The organism is Flammeovirga agarivorans, from assembly GCF_012641475.1.
Taxonomy (GTDB): Bacteria; Bacteroidota; Bacteroidia; order Cytophagales; family Flammeovirgaceae; genus Flammeovirga; species Flammeovirga agarivorans.
In genome coordinates, this window is sequence record NZ_JABAIL010000001.1 from 591,246 (window position 1) to 616,032 (window position 24,787).

The 24,787-nt window shown below is 33.1% G+C and carries 20 protein-coding genes and 2 pseudogenes; 13 read left to right on the forward strand and 9 right to left on the reverse strand.

Annotated features, from left to right (window positions below):
* Positions 1–9: 9 nt before the first annotated feature.
* The 8 genes from HGP29_RS02470 to HGP29_RS02505 form a co-directional block, all read right to left on the reverse strand.
* The gene (locus HGP29_RS02470; protein ID WP_168880727.1) at positions 10–681 is read right to left on the reverse strand and encodes an ABC transporter ATP-binding protein; all 672 of its coding nucleotides are present in this window, start codon (positions 679–681) and stop codon (positions 10–12) included.
* Between the two features lie 58 nt (positions 682–739).
* On the reverse strand, positions 740–1,951 hold the full coding sequence (locus tag HGP29_RS02475; RefSeq protein ID WP_168880728.1) for an ABC transporter permease: 1,212 nt from the start codon (positions 1,949–1,951) through the stop codon (positions 740–742).
* A gap of 12 nt (positions 1,952–1,963) precedes the next feature.
* A complete protein-coding gene (locus HGP29_RS02480; RefSeq protein WP_168880729.1) occupies positions 1,964–3,181 on the reverse strand; it encodes an ABC transporter permease in 1,218 nt (405 codons plus the stop codon).
* Positions 3,182–3,199: 18 nt separating this feature from the next.
* Positions 3,200–3,961 (reverse strand): outer membrane lipoprotein-sorting protein, encoded by a 762-nt coding sequence (locus HGP29_RS02485; RefSeq protein WP_168880730.1) that lies wholly within the window; start codon positions 3,959–3,961, stop codon positions 3,200–3,202.
* A 2-nt stretch (positions 3,962–3,963) separates the two neighbouring features.
* Entirely contained in the window at positions 3,964–4,557 is a 594-nt protein-coding gene (locus tag HGP29_RS02490) for a TetR/AcrR family transcriptional regulator (protein ID WP_168880731.1), read from the reverse strand.
* Positions 4,558–4,687: 130 nt separating this feature from the next.
* On the reverse strand, positions 4,688–5,782 hold the full coding sequence (locus tag HGP29_RS02495) for a hypothetical protein (RefSeq protein WP_168880732.1): 1,095 nt from the start codon (positions 5,780–5,782) through the stop codon (positions 4,688–4,690).
* A gap of 137 nt (positions 5,783–5,919) precedes the next feature.
* Positions 5,920–7,110: a hypothetical protein gene (locus HGP29_RS02500; protein ID WP_168880733.1), complete on the reverse strand. Its 1,191-nt coding sequence runs from the start codon at positions 7,108–7,110 to the stop codon at positions 5,920–5,922.
* A gap of 207 nt (positions 7,111–7,317) precedes the next feature.
* Positions 7,318–8,169 (reverse strand): lysophospholipid acyltransferase family protein, encoded by an 852-nt coding sequence (locus HGP29_RS02505; protein WP_168880734.1) that lies wholly within the window; start codon positions 8,167–8,169, stop codon positions 7,318–7,320.
* Positions 8,170–8,571: 402 nt separating this feature from the next.
* On the opposite strand from HGP29_RS02505, the gene rplU reads away from it, so the two are divergent.
* The 12 genes and pseudogenes from rplU (at position 8,572) to HGP29_RS02565 (ending at position 21,876) form a co-directional block, all read left to right on the forward strand.
* Entirely contained in the window at positions 8,572–8,883 is a 312-nt protein-coding gene (gene rplU, locus HGP29_RS02510) for a 50S ribosomal protein L21 (RefSeq protein WP_168880735.1), read from the forward strand.
* 37 nt (positions 8,884–8,920) lie between these two features.
* Positions 8,921–9,181, forward strand: a complete 261-nt coding sequence (gene rpmA, locus HGP29_RS02515; protein WP_168880736.1) for a 50S ribosomal protein L27 — start codon at positions 8,921–8,923, stop codon at positions 9,179–9,181.
* Positions 9,182–9,414: 233 nt separating this feature from the next.
* Positions 9,415–9,603, forward strand: a pseudogene (locus tag HGP29_RS28850) (DnaA N-terminal domain-containing protein); the annotation flags it as partial.
* Between the two features lie 720 nt (positions 9,604–10,323).
* Positions 10,324–11,493: pseudogene (gene dnaA, locus HGP29_RS02525) on the forward strand (chromosomal replication initiator protein DnaA); the annotation flags it as partial.
* A gap of 93 nt (positions 11,494–11,586) precedes the next feature.
* Entirely contained in the window at positions 11,587–14,310 is a 2,724-nt protein-coding gene (locus HGP29_RS02530) for a hypothetical protein (RefSeq protein ID WP_211093180.1), read from the forward strand.
* Between the two features lie 97 nt (positions 14,311–14,407).
* Entirely contained in the window at positions 14,408–14,956 is a 549-nt protein-coding gene (lptC, locus tag HGP29_RS02535) for an LPS export ABC transporter periplasmic protein LptC (RefSeq protein WP_168880738.1), read from the forward strand.
* A 15-nt stretch (positions 14,957–14,971) separates the two neighbouring features.
* Positions 14,972–15,202: a hypothetical protein gene (locus HGP29_RS02540; protein ID WP_168880739.1), complete on the forward strand. Its 231-nt coding sequence runs from the start codon at positions 14,972–14,974 to the stop codon at positions 15,200–15,202.
* Positions 15,203–15,405: 203 nt separating this feature from the next.
* Positions 15,406–16,173, forward strand: a complete 768-nt coding sequence (locus tag HGP29_RS02545) for a hypothetical protein (protein ID WP_168880740.1) — start codon at positions 15,406–15,408, stop codon at positions 16,171–16,173.
* A 157-nt stretch (positions 16,174–16,330) separates the two neighbouring features.
* Positions 16,331–18,427 carry a vWA domain-containing protein gene (locus HGP29_RS02550; RefSeq protein ID WP_168880741.1) on the forward strand — a complete coding sequence of 699 codons (2,097 nt, stop codon included), beginning with the start codon at positions 16,331–16,333 and terminating at the stop codon, positions 18,425–18,427.
* A 348-nt stretch (positions 18,428–18,775) separates the two neighbouring features.
* Positions 18,776–20,293 (forward strand): TonB-dependent receptor, encoded by a 1,518-nt coding sequence (locus HGP29_RS02555; RefSeq protein WP_168880742.1) that lies wholly within the window; start codon positions 18,776–18,778, stop codon positions 20,291–20,293.
* A 157-nt stretch (positions 20,294–20,450) separates the two neighbouring features.
* Entirely contained in the window at positions 20,451–21,026 is a 576-nt protein-coding gene (locus HGP29_RS02560) for an RNA polymerase sigma factor (protein ID WP_168880743.1), read from the forward strand.
* Between the two features lies 1 nt (position 21,027).
* Complete coding sequence (locus HGP29_RS02565) at positions 21,028–21,876, forward strand: hypothetical protein (protein ID WP_168880744.1); 849 nt, start codon at positions 21,028–21,030, stop codon at positions 21,874–21,876.
* Positions 21,877–21,879: 3 nt separating this feature from the next.
* On the opposite strand, the gene HGP29_RS02570 is transcribed toward HGP29_RS02565, so the two are convergent.
* Positions 21,880–23,502 carry a M48 family metalloprotease gene (locus tag HGP29_RS02570; protein ID WP_168880745.1) on the reverse strand — a complete coding sequence of 541 codons (1,623 nt, stop codon included), beginning with the start codon at positions 23,500–23,502 and terminating at the stop codon, positions 21,880–21,882.
* Between the two features lie 157 nt (positions 23,503–23,659).
* On the opposite strand from HGP29_RS02570, the gene HGP29_RS02575 reads away from it, so the two are divergent.
* Entirely contained in the window at positions 23,660–24,130 is a 471-nt protein-coding gene (locus HGP29_RS02575; RefSeq protein ID WP_168880746.1) for a hypothetical protein, read from the forward strand.
* The last annotated feature ends 657 nt before the right edge of the window (positions 24,131–24,787 follow it).

Consider the following 24,787-nt stretch of genomic DNA (forward strand, 5'->3'; position numbering starts at 1 on the left):
GTAGATATATTATTTAGCGTCAATAATTTTACCGTCATCAAATTGAATCACTCTTTTAGCTCTATCCATTACTCTTTGGTCATGAGTAGCGATCACAAAAGTGATATTTTCCTTTTCATTAAGGTGCCTCATGATATCTAAAAGGTCAGAAGTAGCTTTTGAATCAAGGTTGGCAGTAGGTTCATCTGCTAAAATCAATTTAGGTTTTGAAGCTAATGCTCTTGCAACAGCTACACGTTGTTGCTGACCACCTGAAAGTTTGGTAGGAAACTGCTTGCCTTTATCACCAATACCAACAGCGTCTAATAACTCTTTTGAACGAGCAGCTCTTTCTGATTTTGGCTTTCCTTGCAATTCCATAATGAACTCTACATTTTCTTCTGCAGTGAGTACAGGCATCAAGGAGTAGTCTTGAAAAACAAATCCAATATGATCTCTACGGTAAGTAATCATATCAGCTGATGAACGATCATGAAGGTCAGTTCCATCAATTAAAACTTTACCTGATGTTGGTGTATCTAATCCTCCTAGAATATTCAAGAAAGTTGTTTTTCCACAACCTGAAGGACCAACAACAGCGGTAAATTCACCTTCTTCTATTTTTAAGTTCACATGGTTTAAAGCGTGAACTGGAATTGTATCTGCGTTATATGTTTTGACTAAGTCTTTTATTTCGATCATCTTAGTATGAATTTAAATTTGGAAATAGAGTGATGCATTGCTGCATTTTTTGATTGGATTATCCTTTGTATCTCACTGCTTCGGCAGGGTTTAATCGGATAGCTCTGAATGCAGGAGGTAAAGCCGAAACAATAGCTGTTACCAAGATCATAAAGAACAATGGAATGAAAGAATCAGGCATTAATGGATAGACCACATTGCTGAACCCTGCGATTGAACTTTCCGAATACTTTAGACCATGTTCACCATAATAAGTAATCAATCCTATTGATAATCCGGCACCAATTACACCTCCAATTAAAGAGATATAAATTGTTTCTAGTACAATCATAGTGAACACTTTAGTTCTATTTAATCCTACAGCCATTAATACACCAAGCTCTCTAGATCTTTCCCAAATAGCCATTGTCATTGAGTTCAGAATACCGAAGCCTAAAGCGAAAAGTATGATACCTAAAATGATATAACTATTGGTATTGCCAGTCTCCGCTAAGGCACTTAACTCTGGCATTATTTCTCTCCAAGTTTGAATGTTCAAGTCTTTTTTAGTGATTTCACTTTTAAGATGATCTCTTAAACCATTAGGATTTGAACCACCTTCAATTGATGTCATTGCTATTTCATGAATAAACTTTTGCCCAGCATTTCTCCACATATCTTTGGATTGGGTAAAGGCTACAGTTTTATCAAAATCAGGAGAACTCGTAGCAAAAATACCAGCTACTCTATAGGCAGTATTGACCATTTCGTTATTAGGTCCCATATAGGCAATAACGATCTTCGAACGGATCTTTACCTTCAACTTTTTTGCTAAACTTTGCCCAATAACAATTTGATTTTTTCTTTTTCCTTTGAAATAATCCCCTTCAATAAGAAAAGATTGAATCTCTGTAACATCCTTTTCCTTATTGGGATCCATGCCTATGATTTTGATTCCCTGACTATCGTTGGCAGATGAGGCCATACCATTGATAATAACTCTAGGTGAGCAACCTTTTGTCAATGAATCTTTTTCTGCAATTTTAACGATGGCCTGATAGTTAGGAATAGAATCTTTAAAGCTGTTGTTAACTTCAAATCCTGTTTTATGAATTTGTACGTGGGCTAAATCTGTGATCAAAGATTCTTGTACTTTCGATTCCATCATCCCTGTGATCAGGGCCATGGTGAATATCCCACCTAAAAGTCCAATAGCAATTGAGGCGATGAGGATACCACTTCTCATTTTGTTTCTCCAAACATTTCGCCACGATATTTTTGTAATCATCATTGTATTAAATGTTTAAGAGTGAATAGCTTCAACAGTTTTGATTCGAGATACATGAATCATAGGATAGATTGTACAGACGATCATGATAAATGCCATCAATAGTGCTTGAGGCCAAATAATATCTAAACTTGCAGTAAATCTTAAGATAGGTTCCATTCCCATTTTAGCCATAGCATCACCTTTTGCACCATCGATGTGAATAGGGTGATTTTCCATGTACAATAGGATAGGGAAGCCAGCAACAATAGAAGAAACGATGCCTATTAAACCAATAAATAATGATTCTTGTAAAAGCATACTGTAGATTTTAGACTTCACCATACCTACTGCTGTAAGAATACCGAATTCTCTTTCCCTTTCGATTGTCATCATTAAAATGGTACTGAAAATTCCGAAAGCAATAACGATATATAAGATATAGATCATGATCTTTCCACCTTCACGGTCAGTGTTAATCATATTGACCATCTCAGGTGATAATTCGTCCCAGCTCATTACCTCAAATTTTGCTTTGTCAAGGCGGTCTCTCAGTTCAGTAACTGTTTGATCAATTTGTCTTGTGTCTTTGATATTTAGAATATATGCGTTCAGCATATTGGGAGCGGAAACAAAATATTGAACAGTAGGCAAAGACATATATACTACTTGATTGTTCATTTGTGGGTTGGGGTGCTTAATAATCCCTTGAATTTTATATAATTCAGCGGCACTAGCTCCATGGTATCCTTGACCAAGTAAGGCGAGTGTATCATTCACAGAGATTCCTAAATACTTGGCTAAACCTTCTCCAATGATAATGTCTTTACTATCATTAGAAAGGTAAGTTCCCTTTACCATTTTTTGAGAAAGGCTACTTAATTGATCTTCACCTTCAGGTTCTGTACCCACTATCATTACACCTTTTGTAAGTGTGTCAGTAGCAGCCATTCCATAGGTTTCTAAACGACCAAAAGCTCCTTTTACATTTTTATCTGATAGTATTTTGTCTCTAGTGTCTTTGGAATCTTCCATCAATTTATTGATTGATTTATCATTCCAATATCCTTCTTGATGAACTTGAGCATACCCCATATAGAATCTTGCAGCAGTATCAATCATCTGTCCATAAGATCCTTCTTGAAGGGAACGCATCAAGATCGCCAAGATAACAGCGAAGAAGATGGAAGAAATACTCGTTATTGTTCTACGCTTACTTCTCCAAAGATTTCGCCATGCAATTTTAGTAATCATGGTAATCGTTGCTTTAAATTATCTAACTCTTTTCATATTTTGTTGAGTGAAGAAATTCTCGTTGATCTTCTGATTGTATTTAGCTTCATTGTAGATCATCACAGTTTTCTTACCTTCTTCATCAGCGGGTACCATTTCCATTCTTGTAGGCATTGTTCTACCTCCCATTTCTTTCACATCAAAGCAGTTCAAAGTATTGACTAAGTACATATCTTCATCATAATTTTCTACTTTGATTTGGTTGTAAATGCCATCAGTTGTTACCCAGACTAATACCTTACCCCAAACAACAGCTGCATCTTCATGTGGAATCATTTCTATTTTATAGCACTCAAGCCCATGAACTGTTTCTTTACCTAGTAATTTATGGCTGTAGTCTTTTACAACAGAAGCTCCTTTCATTAAATCATCATTGGTAAAGTCGGAGCCCATCCAAGCTTGAGACATCATAGAGGGGGAAATCTTAATAGTACGTTCAATACTTGGTGTCCATGACCACATTTCTTTGTAACGTTTTAATGATGAGGAACCTTTGTCTTTTGCAGGAGAAGTGACTAATACTAAGAAAAAGTCATCTGTACCTTTAGACCATGATTTCATCTGCATGGTTCTTGTCCAATCCGGTCGGATAACTTTCATGGTCATATTGATATAGCTACTTTGTCCTCTCTGTTGCTCTTGCATTTTTGCAATAATCTCTGAAGCAGTTTCTTGTGCTACAATGGGGAAGGATACAAGGTAAAATACTAGGGTTATTAATGCTGATGTTAAACGTTTCATAATTATTTAGTGGTGATTGATTTATATATTTGATCGTAAATTATTTCTAGTTTTTGATTTGGAGAATCATAGATGTTGGCAGAAGATAATAAGCCATGTCCTTCTGTACATGTTGTTATTAATAGTGCTGTGTTTTCTGGATCGACATCCTCTCTGATAATTCCTCTCTCTATTTCTTTTTTGATACAGTCACTAAGCTTTTGTTTGAATTTTTTAAAGTAATTCCTTGACATAGAGAGGATTTTCTCATCATTTCTGATAGAATAAAGCATATTGAGATACATTTCGAAGAAATTGTCATTCCCTTCATTTATCCTTTTGATTGCTTCATCGAACTGTTGTAAAATCATTGATAATGCATCTTTTAAGGACATGTCTTGTATGGGTAGTTTTACAACATTGTTAGACATGTCTTCCCAATAATAATGGATGCAAGTTGAGGTGAGCTCCTTCTTGTCTTTGAAATGATGGTAAAATGCACCTTTTGATAATCCCGAAGCTTTAATGACTTCATTAAGAGATACTTTGTTAAGTCCTTTTTCTTCAAAAAGCTGTAGGGCTACAGTAATTATATGTGTTTTAGTGTCTTTTTCCATAGATAACATTCAATAGACCGACTGGTCGGTATGTGAATGTAATAATATATTTTTTTAGAACAAAATCTTGTAAATAAAAAAGCCACTTCCTTTTCAAGAAGTGGCTTTTTTAATCAGAATATGATACTTATTAATTAAAAACTGGTACTGGCTCAGCTTTTAAAGATTCTGTATTAAAGTTGTTGATGATACTACCATCCTTACGAATAGTAATGTGATCTTTAGTACAATTCACTTTGTATTCGTGTTTTTCTATTTGGATAGTGAAGTTATTATCATCTAATGCTTTGAAAGTATAGCCTTTATCTGATTTGAATTCAGATAATAGAACATCTTTATAGTAGATACCTACCCACTTTTTGTTGTGAGGTTTTACTTTAATATCATGCTCATCTCTGAAGTTCTTAAGTGCATACTTTTTAGTATCATGTGATTGGAAGTACTTAGGGTCAATCTTAAATAAGTATTCACCGTCAAATGCCCAATCATGACCTTTCTTAATATCGTTTAGGTGAAGCCAAGAGTAATAATCATTCTTGATCGTATACTCCTCTTCTAATAGCTGAGCTTCTTTAATAATTTCACTTGTTAAATCGTCTCTAGACTTAATATCCTCAACGTTAGACATGCTGTGTTTGTAGTGGTTATACACTAAAAACTCTTCATATACAGTCATTTTGAATGTATTTGATTCAGCTTCTCCTTCTTCATCTTCTTCAACTACAGTAGTTGTTTCTTCGATTTTTACACCTCTTTCGTCCACAGGTACCACTTCGATAACATCTGGTTCTTCTTCAGGCTCAGGAGGAGTAATAGGTTGTTGGTCTACAACTACAACTTCCTCTTCTTTAGGTTCTGCTTCTTTAGCTCTAGCAACTCTTCTATCAAAAATTACAGGGTTTGTGTATTGAATATGTCGTAAAGTAACAGAAGAAAGAATTACGTTATCTTGTTTTACAGCAATATATCCTTTGTCTCCAGGTTGGTAGGGTAATTCTATAACATCACTTCTTTTATTAATATCAAAAGCAGTTCTATTGTTGTTGATGAAACTTACCAATTCAAGATTGTCGGTATTGGTAATGTTATCTACAAAAGCGTAATATTTGTTGTCTTGTTCTTTGATTAAAATAACACCATCCCATTCTTTAGAGCTGGAGTGAAATGCAAATGAAGACAAGAGTATTAGGCCTGTTAGTAGATTAATATACTTTTTGTAGTTCATTTTTGTATTTAGTAATTCAAATTGAATGAAATCTTTAAAGAATAAATAGTTTTACTGTTTAAAAAGTTAAAAACAAAAGTAATTAAAAAAAATAGATATTCAGTTATTTTACCTTTGTGCAAAGTAAAAATAAAGATCTAATGTTGGTAATAAAACTGATTCTCAGTTTTTATTGTCTTTTTATTAATTTTATGTAAAAGTTTCTCATTTTCTTTTACTATTAGATATTTATTATCTGAATATAAGGTGTATATATGCTCTCCAGTCTTGATTTTAAGCATATTGTCATTTCTCATTTGAATTGAATATGAGCTATTTGATTTAAAAGCAATGATCTCATGGTCTTCGAAATAGATTCCCAAAAGCTTTTTACTATGAGGTTTAATAAAGATTTTTTCATGTTTAAGAAAGTCAGTAACTGATGCTTCATCTTTGTATTTAATCCTGAAATAATTCTCTTTTATTTCAAATAAATACTCCCCGTCAAAGGCGTATTCAAGCTTTTTTCTTTTGTGCTCAAGATGTAACCAACTATTGTGATCTTTCACCACATAATACTCTCCATCAAACATTTTGGCATCTTTTTTTAGAGATACCCCTTCTCTTGTAGGTTGTTTATTGTTCTTGTAGCTTGGGTAAAGTGAACTTTGAATAATCATTTCAAATTTAGAAATATTACTCTGTTTTTTCATTTTCTTAGCTCCTCTTGTAGCATAAAGCTTTGTTTCATCTTCATCAAGTATCTCAGTAGTAGATGATGCATACACAGCATTTGATCGTTTTAACTTTTTGCCAACGGGTTCTCTATCTTCTTTCAATGAGAAGCCTTGATTTGCCTTCGAGGCAAGCATAATATCTTCAGCTTCACTTCTTCTTGCTATCTGCTTGTAGGGTATTGTAGAATATTTTCGGGAAGTGAAAATGTGACCAGATTTTTTATCCATTGAATTCATGATGGTCACCCTTGCTGATAAATAATATTTATTGGCCGACATGATATCATGTAATTTTACAGAAGAGACAATAAAACCAAGTTTTTTTACCATGATAAAGCCCGAGGCTTCTTTATCTTCTGTTATAGTTACGGTTAATGTTCTGCCATAATCTCTTACAGAATGTTTTATTGTTTTACCATTAATATTGGCTAAAATAATAAGATCATCTATTTGTTCTGTTTTATCTATAAAAGCAGTGATTTGATTATCAGTTTTATTTGCCAATAATATTCCATCCCAAAAAGGACTTTTGGGGTTGACAGCTTTGACGTTAATGGATATAAGTAGTAACTGTGTTAATAGTAATATCTTTAATTGAATAGGTCTTTTCATTAGGTAAGAATCTCATTTATAGTACTTTATTAACGTGTGTTGGGTGAATTTTATTTCAAGATTGAATCGTTTTGTTAGTTACTCACAAGTTTATGTCTGAATAGTTATATAATGCTAGGTTTTAAGGAGGATCATTTTATGGTGTAAGAAAAAAGGACTACTTGATATTATTACAAGTAATCCTTTCAATATTATAATTTTAAAGATCTATGCTGGATTAACGTTATCGAAGTTTGGCTTATCTCCAGGATTTTGTCCAATTTCATTAGTGATGATATCAACAATTTCTTGTACTGAAGCCTCTTGTGGAAACTGAATTGGCTGTTTGATTTTTACTTTCAATTTAGTGCCACGCTTCTTGAATAATAATCCTTTCTTATCAAATGCTCTTCTAAAGCCATCAATCACTATTGGTACTACAATAGGGTTGTAACTTTTAATGATATTACCTGTACCTTTTCTTACTGGAGCATATGGACTAGTTGTACCTTGTGGGAAAGTAACTAACCACCCTTGATCTAATGCCTTCTTAATTTTAAGCGGAGCATTAATATCTGCAGATCTTTTAACGTCTTTACCTTGTGCTCTCCAAGAACGTTTAACAGTTACGGCACCAGCTAAAGAGAAAATCTTTGGAATAATACCGCTTTGTTTCATTGTTTCTTCCGCTGCAACATAATATGTATTCACTCTTGGACTTAACATATAAATAGGGAGAGGTGCTACACCTTTTTTAAAACCCCACTTTGCACTTGCGAAAATATGGTAGAAAGAAATAACGTCTGTATAATATGTTTGATGGTTGGAAACAAAAAGAACATTATTTTTAGGTAAGTCTTTTAATATTTCCATTCCTTCAACTTCTAAGTTGTTATGTAACTTAAGTCTTGGGTAAGTTAATGCTGCTAGTGTACCAATAAGCATTCTCTTTAAGAAAATGACATTACCAAAATTATCACGTCTTATTAATTGAAATTTTTTCTTTTTATTGGTATCCTGACTACTCGCTTCATCAAATACTTCTGTTATCTTCTTTGGATCTTTACTATTTTCTTTCATTATCAATATTATATATCTACCTGATAGTGTTGCTATTCAGACAGTGTTCTATTACATATACTCTATTTTTAAACGACTAGTTTAAAAGTTTAATAAAATTAGGATGAACACAAAAATACAAAATATTCTTCCGAAAGAAGTGTAATTATAATATAACTTTTCTGTGATTTTGTTAAGAGCTATATAATGCTCTCTATTGCAGAAGAGGTTATTCATTTATTTTCACGGAGAAATCTTAAGAATTATTTATTTTTGCAAAAATGTCACTTTTGCTACTGAAAAAGGCTTGTTTAAACTCTTTAAGGATTAAAGTTCAATGTTTTAGTAGATAAATGTTTGTCTATTCTAAAAAATAAAGTTACATTTGCAGGCATTTCGAGGGAAATTATAATCGAAGACACAATGTACGCAATTGTAGAAATAGCAGGTCAGCAATTCAAAGTTGAAGAAAATAAATACATCTACACGCATAAATTAAACTCTGAAGAGGGTGCTGCGGTAGAATTTGATAAAGTTCTTCTAGTTGATAACGCTGACAACGTATCAGTAGGAGCACCAACTGTAGAAGGTGCAAAAGTGACAGGTAAAGTACTTGGTCACGTGAAAGGCGAAAAAGTTATCGTCTTCAAAAAGAAGAGAAGAAAAGGATACAGAGTGAAGAACGGTCATAGACAACACTTCACAAAGGTTCTTATCGAAGGTATCTCTAACTAATTGATTTTAGAAATCGAATCCATAACGATAAAAAGACATGGCACACAAGAAAGGAGCGGGTAGCTCGAGAAACGGTAGAGAGTCGGAAAGTAAACGACTTGGTGTGAAAATTTTCGGTGGATCAGCAGCTAAAGCTGGTAATATCCTTGTTAGACAACGTGGTACTACTCACCACCCAGGTCAAAACGTAGGTATGGGAAAAGATCACACGTTATTTGCCCTAGTTGATGGAACTGTTGAGTTCAAAAAGAAAAGACTAGGTAGATCTTATATTTCAGTAGTTCCAACTGCTGAGTAATATTCAAGGTCGATTATATTAAGAGGTTCAAACCTATCACTTAGGTTTGGGCCTTTTTTTGTCTGATTAAAAGTTTAAGATTCTTAAAAAGAATAATTGTGTTAAAGTACTGGGGATTTTGTAATTATTTTTATCTAATTATTGTTACAATTCTACCTAATTAAGTGCAAATACTTTACTTTCGCACAAAGTTTTTGAGTATCTTTAAGGTCTGAATTATTTTTTCGCAATAGATGGGAAAGGATTGTGTAACAGTTTGGCGAGAATGCCTAGATATTATTAAAGGAGAGATCTCTGCACAGAGTTTTCATACGTGGTTTGTTCCAATCAAACCCGTTAAACTGGAGCATAATGTCTTAACTATTGCGGTGCCTAGCCCTTTTTTCTACGAGTGGCTAGAAGAATACTATGTTCATGTCCTTAAAAAGGCAATTGATGCTGTACTAGGGCCACAAGGTAAGCTAGAATATTCTATTATGATGACTAGAAGACCTAAGAATGCTCCTTTCACATTACAGAGAGGAAATCAGCCTCAGCAAGAAAGAAACTTTTTTGATCAACAATACGGTAATTCGAATCAAGGACAAGGAAATTATACTCCACCTCCTGCACCGAATACAGGTATGGATCAACAGGATAATTACATGGGAAATAATAATCAACAATTTCCTCAGTATAATACACCTTCTCAACAACAAGACGGTGGACAAAATCCCTTTCAGCAACAGTCGCAGCAGCAACAGCCACAACAACCTCAACAGCGTCCGGTAAACCCCAACCCTTACGCTAAAGAGAACAGAGAAGGAAATAGACCAAACTTCGGACAACAAGAAAATAGACCACCTCAGAACCCTTCAAATGATCAAAACGAATTTGGAGCGTCTGATCCTTATTTTCAACAATCCAATTTTGATCAGCAACAACAATACAATAGAGGAAATCAAAATCCTCCACAGCAAGGTCAAAATCCATGGTCAAATCAAAACCCTTCTTTAAACCAAGACAGTAATCCTACTCCGCCTCCGCAGGAACCAAGAGTTAATCCTTCTCAAAATGAGAACCTAGGCGGTGGACAGAGAAATTCATATCAAAACCCTCCTCAATACAGAAAGAGTAATTCTAATGAATTGCCTCAGTATAGAAATTCTCAACAGAGAAGACAAGAGGAGCAAAAGCAACAACCACAGCAACCTTCATATCCTTCACATCAAGGAACGAATATGGATGGTTTTGTGGATCATTTCAGGGTACCTCAAGCACAAGAAAGTAGCTATAGAGAATCTTTCTTGAATCCTACGTATACATTTGAAACTTTTATAGAGGGAGATTGTAATCGTTTGGCAAGGTCTGCAGGTATCGCTATTGCTAGAAAACCAGGCGCTACAGCTTTTAACCCTTTGGTCGTTTATGGTGGTGTTGGTTTAGGTAAAACTCACCTTGCACAGGCAGTAGGTAATGAAGTGAAATTGAGTGACCCTTCTAAGTTTGTGTTGTATGTGTCTTCGGAACAGTTTACAACTCAATTTATTGAGGCATTAAAGAATAATAACGTTCAACAATTCACCAACTACTATTTACAAGTAGATGTGTTGATTGTTGATGATATTCAATTCCTTGCTAAGAAAGAAAAAACTCAAGAAAACTTCTTCCATATCTTCAACCGTTTACATCAAAATGGTAAACAGATAATCATGACATCTGATAGACCTCCAAGAAGCTTAGAAGGTTTAACAGACAGATTATTATCTCGTTTTAAATGGGGGTTAACGGCAGATATTCAGAAGCCTGATTTTGAAACTAGAGTAGCTATTGTAAAGCAAAAACTAATGTCTGAAGGAGTAAATGTTCCTGATGATGTAGTAGAGTACTTATCTTATAATATCGATTCGAACATTAGAGAGTTGGAAGGTACTTTGGTATCGTTAGTAGCCAACGCTTCGTTAATGCAAAGAGAAGTCGATTTAGATATGGCTAAGAATGCTTTATTGAATATTGTAAGAAATACTGAAAAAGAGATCACAATTGAATTTATTCAACAGATTGTATCAGAGTATTTTGGTATTTCAGTGGATGAATTAAAGTCTAAGACTCGTAAGAAGGATATTGCTCAAGCAAGACAAATTGCGATGTATTTCTCTAAGGAGTATACAAAAGAGCCATTGAAATCGATAGGTAACCAATTTGGAGGTCGTGATCATAGTACAGTAGTTCATGCAAGTAAAGCAGTAACAAAACGAACAGCTTCCGATGCACTTTATAATAGAATTCTAGAAGAACTTCTAGACCAGATGAATATAAAGAGTAAAGGCTAAACGTAACGATATACATAAGAATACGTGACAAAAAAAAGGCTTAGTATAAATGCAAAGCTTGGTCTCGTTCAAATTTTTGCCCTATTATTTATTTTGATAGGGTTTTATTTTATAGATGAAACGAGAAAAGCTGCTAACGAAACAGACATTTGGCATGTAGTAGCCAGTGAATCTATTGCTCTTGTTGAATTAGAAAATCCTCAGCAAGTGAAAAGTCTGATAGACTCTTCTGAAATGATTATTGCCTTAAAGGATCTAGAAGGAGGAGTTTCTACTTTAAAGACTTTAGACCAACTATTATTAATGTTGGATTCTGCTAAAGTCAACCCAATTCTTGGAACAAAACAAAAAGTCTATTTTTCTTTAAACTCTACCGGAAGCCAGCCCATTTCTTGGTCTGTGTATATTCCTACTGATGAGAGAGTTTATCTTGATCCCTTTACACAACTGACGTCATTACCTCAAAGTACTTCTACAAGACAGTATAAAGGGATGATTGTCCATGAGTATTACGTAAATGGAGAACTTCTAACCGTAGCTAAAATCAGAAATTTTATTGTTGCTTCGACAGATGCTTTATGGGTAGAAGAGGCAATAAGAAATAATGGAGAGAAATTTTACGACGAATACTATTTCAAAACACTTTCACAGAAGTTAAGTCAATATGATCAGCAAATAGAATTAGCTGAAGGTATTAATGTGTGGTTAAGGCCTAACTCAATCGCACATTGGTTTTCAAGAAAAAACACACCAAGTCTTTTACATCCTTTTCCAAGTATCGAAGAGTTTTCTTATGGTATGAGAATAAAAAGTGCTTCAGAGAATAGTAATGAAGTTCAAATTATTGCTCATAATGTGTTACCAGAGAATGCCTTTAATGGATTTGTCAAAGAAGCTTTGACCTCTTCAATAGATAAAATACATCCTTTAATGGTAGATGATATTGCATTTTATCAGAGATGGCATGTTAGTAATATCAATACTTTTATAGATGGAGCTGCTGATTACTCAGACCTTGTAAAAAAAGGCTATTTGGAGAGTGTACAAAAGAGGCTTCAAAAATCAGGATTCGATTTAAATAAATTATCTGATCAGATTAAGGGTGACATTGCTAAGGCAACAATTACGAATGTAAGCGGTAGTGCATGGCAACACTTGTATTTCATGCAATTGAAAAACAATGTTGAATTTGATATTGCATTAGGTGATCTAAGAAATGACTTTGATGATAAGTCATCACAAAAAGTAGAATTAATAGGAAGAAGTGGTTTTACTATTTATAGGTTTCCTGTTGGTGATGTTTCTGGCGGTTTAATGGGTGTAGAATTTCAAGATTCATATCAAGCCTCTTATCTTCTAAGATTTAACGATTTTATGGTTATCTGTGGAGATTTACCAACTTTATCACAGTGGTTAAATGATTGGCTAGTGAAAAGAAGGTGGGTGAAACAACAACGATATAACGTATTAATCAATAAATTAAAAAATACTGAAGGCGAAGCATCTTTTGTAATGAATACAGAAACCTCTTGGCCTGCATTAAACTATCCACTTTCAAAAACATACCGAGATTATTTAAATAGACATCTCCAATTGTTTTTAAGCTTGAATTTCCAACTATGGAATATCAATAAAGATCAAATTGAATTATGTGGATTATTCAGTGGTCAGTTGAGAGAAGATAAAGCGAAGAAAATTGAAAAGGTATTAACGATTACAACAGGTGAAAAACTAGCAATGGCCCCGAGTATCTTTAAAGATGTAATGGGACAGCCAAAAGGGTTTACTTTAATCGATAAAGAGAATATCATAGAAACTTATTCTTTTGCAGGTGATACATTATTCTATCAAGAATTTGATTCAACGATATCTTCTGAACCGCAACTCATGTGGGATATGAATGGTGAAGCATCGGTATTTATTAGTTTAAAAAATAAGATTCTTCATCTATCAAGAAATACTTCGTATACAACTGGTTTTCCTGTAGAATTACCAATTTATTCACAAATCCAATATTTGAAGTGGTTGCCTTGGCATGCTAAAGGTAGTTCAGATATGATCCAGAATACAGATGGATTGGTACTGGCGACAGATACCTTAGGTAATATTTATGGGATCGACAAAAAGGGAGAATATAGAGGAAAGTGGTTACCTCAGAATACACTAGAACCTTTAATTATTCCACCTTATTTATTCCAGTCTGATGCAAAAAATTATGTAGTTACTTTATCGAAAACAGGTAAACTGATCATTTTTGATGCTGAAGGAAGATACATGAAAGGCTTCCCGATGTTATTTAAAAATATCGTTTCTCCACAGATTTTCGTTGTAGAGAATGCAAACCTAGATGAGACTGTGATCACTTTTATTACTTTAATTGGTGATTTAGTGGAAGTGAACGGAAAAGGTGATTTAATCCGTAAAGAAGAGTTAGGAGATAGATCGTCGGGGAGAACTTTTGATTTATTAATCGATGAGGCAAGAAAAAGGTCTTATATGATTTTGGATCAAAGACATGGGTTGGTGAAAGTAAAAGACAGTTCAGGACAGTTACTTTTCGAGAATCAATTTGAGGAAAAAGGAAAAGCAATAGGACAGTTTTTTGATTTTGGTATTGATGCGGAAGTAGTTGGAATTACTTTCCCATTATCACAAAAGACCTATTTGTATTATACCAATGGGAAAAAATTTGTAGAACAACCGATTAGGAATAATACTACCTTTAATATGTTCTATGATGCAGATATACAGAAATTTGTTTTGGTTTCATCTTTTGATAATAAGTCAGAAGTTTATCATCTTAATAGAAGAAATTAGTCTTAGAAAACTAAAATACTGTTAATCTGCATACAAAGATCAATCTTATGTATATTTTTGTAAGATCAAATGTTTTGACGTAAAAGAAAGACAAATAATGATTAAAAGAATATTTATTATCGCAATTGCTTCAATGACTTTATTTTCTTGTGGAAGCAAGACCAAAACTAAAAGAGAAGCAAGAATGATATCTTTAGGTGAAGATACACCTGATTTTACAGCATTTGATATTGAAACTCTTCATACTGAGGATGCTGTACCTCAAAATAAATTAAAAGCAAAAGTTCAGATGAGGTATAAAAATGGTAATGAAAGATATCCAAATGGTATCGATATCGTTACTTATGATACGGAAACTGGCGACGAATCATCACATTTAATTGCAGATAGTGCTATCTATACAGCTGATAGTACAATGTATACTGTATATTCAAATGTAGTTTTACAAGATTATAAGAAAGGTCAGATGTTGGAAACTGATACTTTACATTTCAATAAAGAAACTGGAGATATTTTTACAGATGATCATGTGAAAATTACAACAGAAGACGAGATCGTAACAGGTAAGGGTATGAGAGCCAATCAAAACAACCCCGAAGAATACGAAATCTTGGATATTGAAGGTTCAGTATACGTAGGCGACTAAGGTCAACTAAAAGATATGAAAAGTACAATATTGGTAGCACTTGGTGCTGCCTTTTTCATTATTGGGGTACACCAATCTTTTTACTATGGTATACCTCAGAGTTATTGGTTGTTTATGCTTTCAGGAGCATGCTTTTTACTTATCCAGTATTTTAAAAAGAAAGATGAAGAAAAGCAGAAAGCAATCAAAAAAGACAAAGACAACAAACAAAACACCCCAACAAAAAAGAAAAGAAAGAAAAAATGAACTTCTCAATCATAATTCGCGAGCTTAAATTTTTTGTGTTTTTTGTGATCGGATATTTACCTTTTTTCTTTGGGGTAATGTACGTCATTGAGGAAGAACCAAAATCATCTTACTTTTTTCAAGGGATGATAGTAGCGTTTATCGTTACTTATATTACAAGGTCAATCTTGTATATTATGAAGAATATGGAATAAGATAAGTCTATGAAAAAACTATTTTTCCTTCTTGTAGTGATGTCTTACTTTGGTGTGGAGGCGTTTGCTCAATATCAATCAAAAGAGCAGAATAATGCTGCATTTACAGTAGCTATGTCTGATTTAACAAGTAAGAATGTTTTGTTGTATACTGCTTGTTATAATGTTGATCGAGGAACAGAGTATCCATCAGAAGCTGAGTTTTCTAGTGATAAATCATTGATTCAATTACTAACAAACGAAAACGATCAAGGGGAAAAGTATCATATCTTATTTTCTAGAGGTGTTTCTATTGTTAATCGGCCTCTATATACCAACGAAGAAATCTTATCTACTGATATTCAACAAAAGAAGGATCAGGATTATATGATTAGTCTTGAAAATGGAATTTACCATGCTTCTGGATCAGGATTCAACCCGTCTTATGATTACACTTTAGAAATTGTGGAAAAGGGGGAAAAAAGTCAGAATGATCATGTAAATACTATGATTGGTGAGCTGTCAGGCTTGGAAGTGGATGGTAAAACGATACAACCTTCCAAGGCAGTGATAAAATATGCAACAGGCTTTTCTAAAGTGATGATGCAGAAAACAAATAAACTGACACGTCAAATAACATTTTATTACCCAATAGATGAAGAGAGAACGATAGTTCAATATTATGTATTGAGCTATGTAAATAATTTGCCACCATCTTTTGTGGGAGGAGCAAAACTAATGGTAGATAAGGTAAAGAAAAGTGTTCTGTACGGTATGAATGCTTCAGAAGAATTATAATTTTTCTTCCTCATTAAATAAATCGTGAAAATAAATTGCATTCTGAGAGAATAGGGAGTAACTTCTATTGTTAGCAATACTATTGCTTTTTTAGTTTGTTTTTATAGCTAGATAATTAGGCCAATGATAAGACCTAATGCTAATCTTTACTAAATCCATGAATGGACTTTATATAGAATACTCTTGGTGGTGGTTGTTTTTTGGTGCACTAGCATGTGCTTTAATCACTTACTTTTTTTATACTCAGAAACAAATATGGAACCTTACTGTCAATAGAATTTTGATAGTATTAAGGTTTTCGGCTCTTGTCTTAATTTTATTTCTACTTTTGGATCCAATGTTCAAGAGTATACAGAGGTATTATGAGAAACCCATCATGTCATTTATCATCGATGATTCTGAATCGATGATTGCAACAGTGTCTAAAGACAAGCTTCAAAGTTTAGTAAATAGTATTGTTGATGTCGCTAAAAAACTCGAATCAGACGGTTACGATACTAAATTCTATAATCTATCAGGTGATAAGATTGAGGAAGAAGATTTAGCTTCTTTGAACTTTGATGGTAAGGTGACAAACTTAAGTAAATCCATTCAGAAGTTAGAAGAAATCAATGAACATGAGAACTTGGCAGGTATCACATTAGTGACGGATGGTATCTTTAATCAAGGCTTTTCTCCTTTATATGTTCCATCCGTAGTTCCAGTTTACACAGTTGGAATCGGAGACACTATTCCACAAATTGATCTACAAGTAAAGGATGTATATGCGAATAGAATTGCATATATGGGGAATAAATTTCCAATTATAGCAGAAGTAGTAAATGAAGGCTTTTTAGGTAAAGTGGTAGAAGTTTCTTTAACGTCCAATGGAAAAATTCTAGATAGAAAAAGGTTCAAAATCTCAAATGAAAAAGGGTTTGAACAAATTGAATTTTTAGTAGAGGCTAAGAAGAAAGGATACCAAAAGTTTATAGTTTCTGTAAAAAGCCTAGATGGTGAATTCTCTAAAGAGAATAACTCTAAGTCAGTATATATTGAGGTCATAGAAGGAAAAGAAAAAATATTACTAATTGCAAATGCTCCACATCCAGACATTAAAGCTATTAGAGAGGGCGTAGAAAAGAATAAAAACTATGAGCTTCATGTTTATATTCCAGGGCTAAAACTTAACAACGGTTTGGGGTATGATAAGAAAGCAAAATATGACTTAGTTATCCTGCATGAGTTTCCAAATATTAAAAATAAAGCAGGGTTGCTCATAAAGAAATTTGTCAATGAACAAGTCCCCTTTTGGTATATCATAGGAGATGTTACCGATATCAATGCCTTTAACAAAATGAATAACCTATTGACAATTGAAGGGTATAGAGGGCAAAAAGATAAGGTGACAGTGGCGTTTAATGATACTTTCAAAGCATTTACTTTCCCAAAGGAGAAGAAGGACTTGATAACGAAAATGGCTCCTGTTGAAGTGCCTTTTGGTGAGTACAAACTAAAATCTGGTAATATTTTAATGTATCATCAAATTGGTAGTGTAAAAACGTCTAAACCTTTATTAGTTTTAGGAGAGACTGGGGATGTGAAATCTGCAGTATTAACGGGTACCGGTTTATGGAAATGGCGACTTCAAGAAGGTTTGTTGGATTCTGATGAAGGGGCAATTGATGAATTGATCAGTAAAGTGATCCAATATTTATCAACAAAAACAGATAAGAGAAGATTTAGAGTAAATACTACGCAGCCAGAATATTCTGATATAGAAGATATTGTGATTGAAACGGAAGTGTATAATGATATTTATGAGTCGATTTATGGTCAAACCATCGACCTAGTGATACAGAATGATAAAGGAGAGAAAATGTCATATACTTATTTAAACTCTGCTCCCTATTTCAAGTATCATTTATCTGATTTGACAGAAGGCGTGTATAAGTATACAGCATCGACAAATATAAATGGTAAAAAAGAATATTCAACAGGTAATTTCACGGTGAAAACTATGGAATTAGAAGCTTTAAATCCTACGGCAAACTTTGAGTTATTAAGAAGCATTGCAGATAAAACAGGAGGAGCTTTCTATGAATCGAATACCATTAATGAGATCTCTGATTTGGTATTATCTAATAAGTCAGCTCAAAGAATTCATGCTGAGGAAATGTATAAAGAAGTGGGCTCTTCTTATTGGATTCTTACACTATTATGCCTGTTATTGTTCTCAGAATGGGTGATTCGTAAGGTATTTGGAGGGTTTTAGGCTCATTGAAATATTAAATTTATAAAGGATAATATTCTTTATTAAAAAATAGGTGTTGATCATGATGAAAATTTGTGAATTCAGCACCTATTTTTTGCATTTATAATCATTAGTGTAAAAATTACATTATTTTCATAATCAATGCGAAAAAACATTTTATTAGAATAAATATCTTATACTTTTGTACAAAGAGCAAAGCGGTATTGATTTTGTTCATTGACCAAGTAACATACTAGAAAAGACCAAACTTAAACATTTGATTACTTATTTGATTTATAATGTAGTATAGTATTGGTTGGCTCTATTATATATTCACATACGCAAAACATAGAAGTACCTTAATTTATTATGGGATTCAACAAATTGACCACAAAGGAGAAAGCTTTAAAAATTAACCTTGATCCAACAATTTATGGTTCAATTGCAGAAATCGGAGCAGGTCAGGAAGTGGCTGCCAATTTCTTTAAAGCCGGAGCAGCTTCCGGAACAATTGCCAAAACGATGTCTGCCTACGATATGGCTTTTTCAGATGCTATTTATGGTCCAGAACCGGGCGGTAGGTACGTATGTCAAAGTAGAGTGGAAAGAATGCTTGCAAAGGAGTTTAGTCTTTTGGGTGAGCGTCTACCACAAAGAGCTGATAAAACTTGCTTCTTTGCCTTTGCGGATACAATTGAACAGCTAAACTTTAATCGAACAAACCAGGGTCATGGATGGCTTGGTGTTCGTTTTCAGACAAAACCTAACGGAGGTGCAAATGAAGTTGTTTTACATGTTGAGTTAAAAGACAACGACCCTCTACTACAACAAGAAACTATTGGTATTCTAGGAGTTAACTTAATCTATGCATGTTTTTACATGACAGATAATGTAGATGACTTCTTAAGTTCATTAATGGATGAACTTAGTATCCATAAAATTATCGTCAACTTTATCCGAGTGACTGGTCCTGATTTCTTGGATGTTGATAACCGATTATTAAGTTTATTATTAGTTAAAAATGGTCTTGCAAAGACAACTATGTTCGGACCTGATGGTCAAGTTGCTTTACCACAAGACTTCCTATATAAGAAAAACATCTTAGTACTTAGAGGTCGATTTAGACCTATTACTAAGGTGAACATTGATATGATGGAACGTTCTTATGAACATTTTAAGAATGATCCTGAAGTCGATGAAAATAACATCGTAACTGTAGCCGAGTTAACATTAGAAAACTTAAGAATATCCGAAGATCGTAAGAAAGATGAAAATGATTTCTTGGATAGAGTAGATATGTTATGTTCGTTAGGATATACAGTAATGATCTCGAAGTACCAAGAGTACTATCGTTTAACTAACTACTTATCTCGCTTTACAAGAGGTAGAAAAATTGGTGTAGCAGTTGGACTTTATAACTTAGAATACATCTTTACACCAAAATATTATGATCATCTTAAAGGTGGAATTTTAGAAGCATTTGGTTTCTTATTCGGTAGAAATATTAAGCTTTATGTTTATCCATCATTAGCAAGAGAAAGTGCTAACGGAGCAGATGTATTAAGAAGTAAAGACATTAAATTGGAAGATGGAATACACTCATTATTCCAAGCGATGGTCGATAACAATAAGATTGAAGACTTAAGCGATTGTAACATCAAAAACCTTCAAATTATTTCGGACAGAGTTCTTGAGTTGATCAAAGAAGGAAGTACCGAATGGGAGGCGATGGTTCCTCAGATTGTGGTAGAACAAGTAAAACAGTTCTGTTTATTCAATTATCCTTGCTCAGTAGAAAGGAAAAAGGAAATTGAACAATCTCGAAAAGAGTCTACAAGGAAAAGGCAATTAGAGATTATGAATAAAGGTGCAAGTGTAAAAATCTAAGCATCAGAGAAATATATTTCAAAAAAATGTCACCTTTTAAAATTTTAGAAGGTGACATTTTTTATTTAACGATATAATGAGATAAGGTCTTTTTATATCGTGGATTTTAAGTAATTTTATTAATATTGGATAGATTAAAAGTAACCTAAATCCTAGAATGTTGGAGCAAGAATATACCACGTCATTAAAATCACTATTAGAAGATCTAAAAGAGCACAGAGAATCTGCTTGGAAATATTTATATGTGAATTATCAAGCAATGATTGTAAACCTTGTCAAGAAAAACGGAGGAGACGAGGAAGCAGGAAAAGAAGTTTTCCAAAGTGTGATTATAGATCTGCATAATAACCTTGAAAAAGGTAGAGTGAGGGATGATTCCAATCTAAAAAATTACTTATATACCCTAGCATACAATCAATGGAGAGTTTTCCTTAGAAACAATAAAGGAAAAAATGACGAGCTGGAACATGATAATACACTCTTAGATGATAGTGTGAGCTTTGATGAAGAACAATACGAGTTATTCGATGAAATGTCTTCAATTATTAATCACCTTGGAACTAAATGCCAAGAACTAATACACTCAAAATATTCTAAGATAAAGTTATCGATGTCGGAAATAGCAGAACAACTTGGTTTTGCTAATGCAAGGTCAGCAACCTCCCAATTGAATAAATGTATGGAAAAGGCCAGAAAAGAAGCAGTAACGGTTCTGAAGTCAAAAGGGATGTAACATGGAAGAAAACAGAGATTATACAGCGTATATTGATGCTTATCTGGAAGGTAAATTATCAGGTGATGAATTGAAAGAGTTTGAAAATCAACTCAAAGAAAATGTTGATTTCGCTTTGGAAGTTAAGGCTCATCAAATTCTTATCAATACAGTTCAACAGAGATCTATTGAGGAAAAACTAAAAGCTTTTGAAGCGTCATTTATTCCTGATAAAACATCTTTAATAGATGCTTATTTAGGAAAAGAGCTAACAGAGGAATTACTTGAACTCGTCGAAAATAAGATAAGAGATGATGAGCAATTTAAAGATGAAATTGAAGCTCAGAAATTACTCATCGAACAAGTAAAAAGAGATTTCTTAAAAGGTAAACTAAAGACATTCGAGGACTCTTTGTCTGAAGAAAAAGAAGAGAAAACATCTCCTGTCTTTAAAGTAGAAAGACCACAGGAAGAAAAAAGCAAAGAAGTGAAGTTCTATACATCTAGGACTTTTGCTGCAGCAGCTTCCATCTGTGTTATCTTGTTAGCAGCGATTTTTATGCTAAAAGATTACGGAGACAAACCCACAAATACCATTGTTTCTACATATACTATAAAGGTCGAGAATATTAATGAAGGCCTTGGTTTTGCAGATGACGGAGAAAGTGAGGTTGAAGTAGAAGTGATAAAGAATAAAGAGTTGGAAGGATATTATGAGTTTGAAAACAAGACATTAAAAATTTATTCTTCTGAGAAAATATCTAATATAAAATTAGAGTTTGATGCAACATCAGACCCATCGTTTTTATTAAAATTAGATGGTAAAAAATATTTAATTGATTATACTTCAAAACCAACTCAATTGAATTAGTAATTAATCTAAAACTTCCCAACGGAACCAATTTACAAGTTTTTGGTCTTCGAAGGTAAATGCAATACGCCCCGTATCATAAGTTAAAATGGTATGGGGTTTATTGTTCCATCTAAAAGTAGGATAACCATAATATTCTGAAGATCTCACTTTAGCAATATTGTCTTTCACTTTAATTCCTTTTTGAGTAGTTAAAGGATAGTTGTCCATGGCTTCTAAAAGTTTGATTTCAGTGGTTTTGCCTCTAAAAATAAACATAGAATAATCATCTTGTTCACTATAGTATAGCATCGACCAATTGCCTAAATCTGTTTTATGGTATCTTTTATCGACTTCTAAATCTTTTGGTAATAGTTTTCTTATTTTCTCTTTATTGCTATTAATTACTATAGTTTCTTTTTCGATAGGAGTTTCTGTTGAAATATATTCTTCTACCCAAGCCATGAAGTTATCGAAATAAGAATTTTCTTTTTTTACCTCAGCATCTAATACTTTTTTATTGTAATTATTGATGTCACTATTTGTTGTGAGGTGTTGAAAGTATTTAGAAGCTTCCTCGTAATTTTCATTTAAAGCTTTACTAATTCCTTTCACCATGTATGCATTTTCAGAGATACTCTTTCCTTCTAGTTGTAATTCTGACTCCAACTCAAAAATGGTCCCACTAGCAGCATCTTGATTTCCTTTTATGGAATAAGCACAGGCAAGGTTGATGTAACCCGTTTCATATAACGGATCAAGTTGGATGGCCTTTTTGAAGTTTTGTATGGCTAAGTCAATTTCACTAAAATTGAAATCTCTACTTCTTAAGTCAGTATTAGGTACTTTACGCTTTACTCGGACATCAAACTCAAAAGGGTAGATGTAGGGGTAGATCTCTTTAGACTGTACCTTATTCATGTATATTTTCAATTGACAAACCCCTAAATTATTATAGATAAGTTTACTTGGGTAATGGTTTAAAATATACTCTAAACATTGGTAGGCTTCTTCATATTTACCAATAGCATAAAGCATTTGCCCTACTTTATATACATGAATAAATACATCAACTTCATTAATAGCTTTATTGATAATCTTTTTTCTCTGTTTTAATTCGGGGTAACCTTTTAAGTGACTGTCTCTGTGATATTCGTCGTAAATTTTATCAAGAATTTTTGCAAAGGTCTTTGGTGTATTAAAACCAGCGACGGCACCATAGAACAATCCAAATTTATCAGCATCATCTTCCAATTCGGTTTTGGAATGAGTAACATCTGTATCCGAAAGACCAAAAGATTGAATATGATCTTCATAATAATGCCCCAGCTCATGCCCAATTATGCAAGCAAGTGCATTTAATGAATCACTACCAAGTGTAGCACATAAGTCATAGACTTTTTCATCTAAATAAATGAAATGTTGGCTTTCACCTGGGTAGTATTTTGCTACATACTTAGGCTCTATAGATATTTTTAGTTGTGGAATAGGACGATTGTCTCCTTTAGTGAATGCAATTTTATGGAGAACATTATTCGCTTCTTGAAACTTATAATTTTCTTCCTCTAAAAATTGTGCATTAATAGTAGAGGTGATACAAAAAAATAAAAAGATAAAAAAAAGATATGGGCTGTTATACCTAAGCATGTTTACTAAAATCGTCTAATTATATACATCACAAAAATAAGAGATGGAAACGATTTTTATATCATTACCAATAAAAGTTAACGCTTAGAAGTATTTGGTGACATTTTAAAGTGGGGGATATAACATAGTGAATCACAAAAAATAAAAAAACATTAAAATGAAATTCATCCATCTTCAATTGTCATTTGCATTACTTCTATTCATACAATTTAATACTTCTGCACAAGAATTCGATATTGAAATTTCAAAGCCTACTGTAATAAATGCTGATAATTACCTGGGCGATGCAGCAAGAATTCCTGGAGATATGATAGTGAAAAAAGAAATGCCGCTTTCATTTGAAGGAGAAGATCAAGACAAGTATACGGTTGTAGAGAAAGATTTGATATTAGAAGAGGGATCAATTTTAGTGTTAAATGAAAATACAAAATTAATCATTGAAGGTGAACTCATTATTCAAGGAGAAAATGTGATACTGGACATTGCTCCTGGAGCTCACTTTTCGATACAAGGAGATATTTCAGGAAATGGTAAGGCTTACACTGTTGAGTCTCCTGTAATTTACACCAACGGAAACACAAGTAATAATATTCATAATGCTGAATATATTGTCTCTTACAGCAGATAATGAATGCTTTAGATAAATGTATAATATGTTAATTATTTTAAGAAAGTAAATTGAGAGAGAGTTTTTAGTAGGGTAAGCAGCTTGCACATTGTGAGCTGTTTATTTTTTTAGAAATATAATATAAAGATGAATGTTTGTTAATACTCGAGTAAAATATCAACAATTCAGAATAAGATGCGTATTATAATAATGTAAGTAGTTTACAAGGTGAAAGAAGAATGTCTTTCCAAGTATTACGAACACAAACAATCAATAATAATTACAATTGGTTGTTCAAAAAAGTCAAAAAGAATTTATGTAGATAAAAAGTAATAATTCATTTCATTTCATACTAAGTTGGAGAGGTAGTTACTAAATAGTAGTTACCTCTTTTTGTATTTACATGATTTTTTTTGGTGACATTTCTAAACTTCTGATATAAGTAAGTGAATAAAGAAAGAAATACTTATGTCTAGAAAATCAATACTCATTTTAAAGAAATTAAAAAGAAAACCTGTAATAGAACATGTTGTTGACATCTCTATTTACGGTATAATGATGATGAGTCTACTTGTTATGATTGACCTGGAAGTACGTTAGATATTACTCTTACAGACGGTTAATCCCAAAAAATTAATTTGATCTCATAAAAAAGGCCTTCAACCACTAGTGATTGAA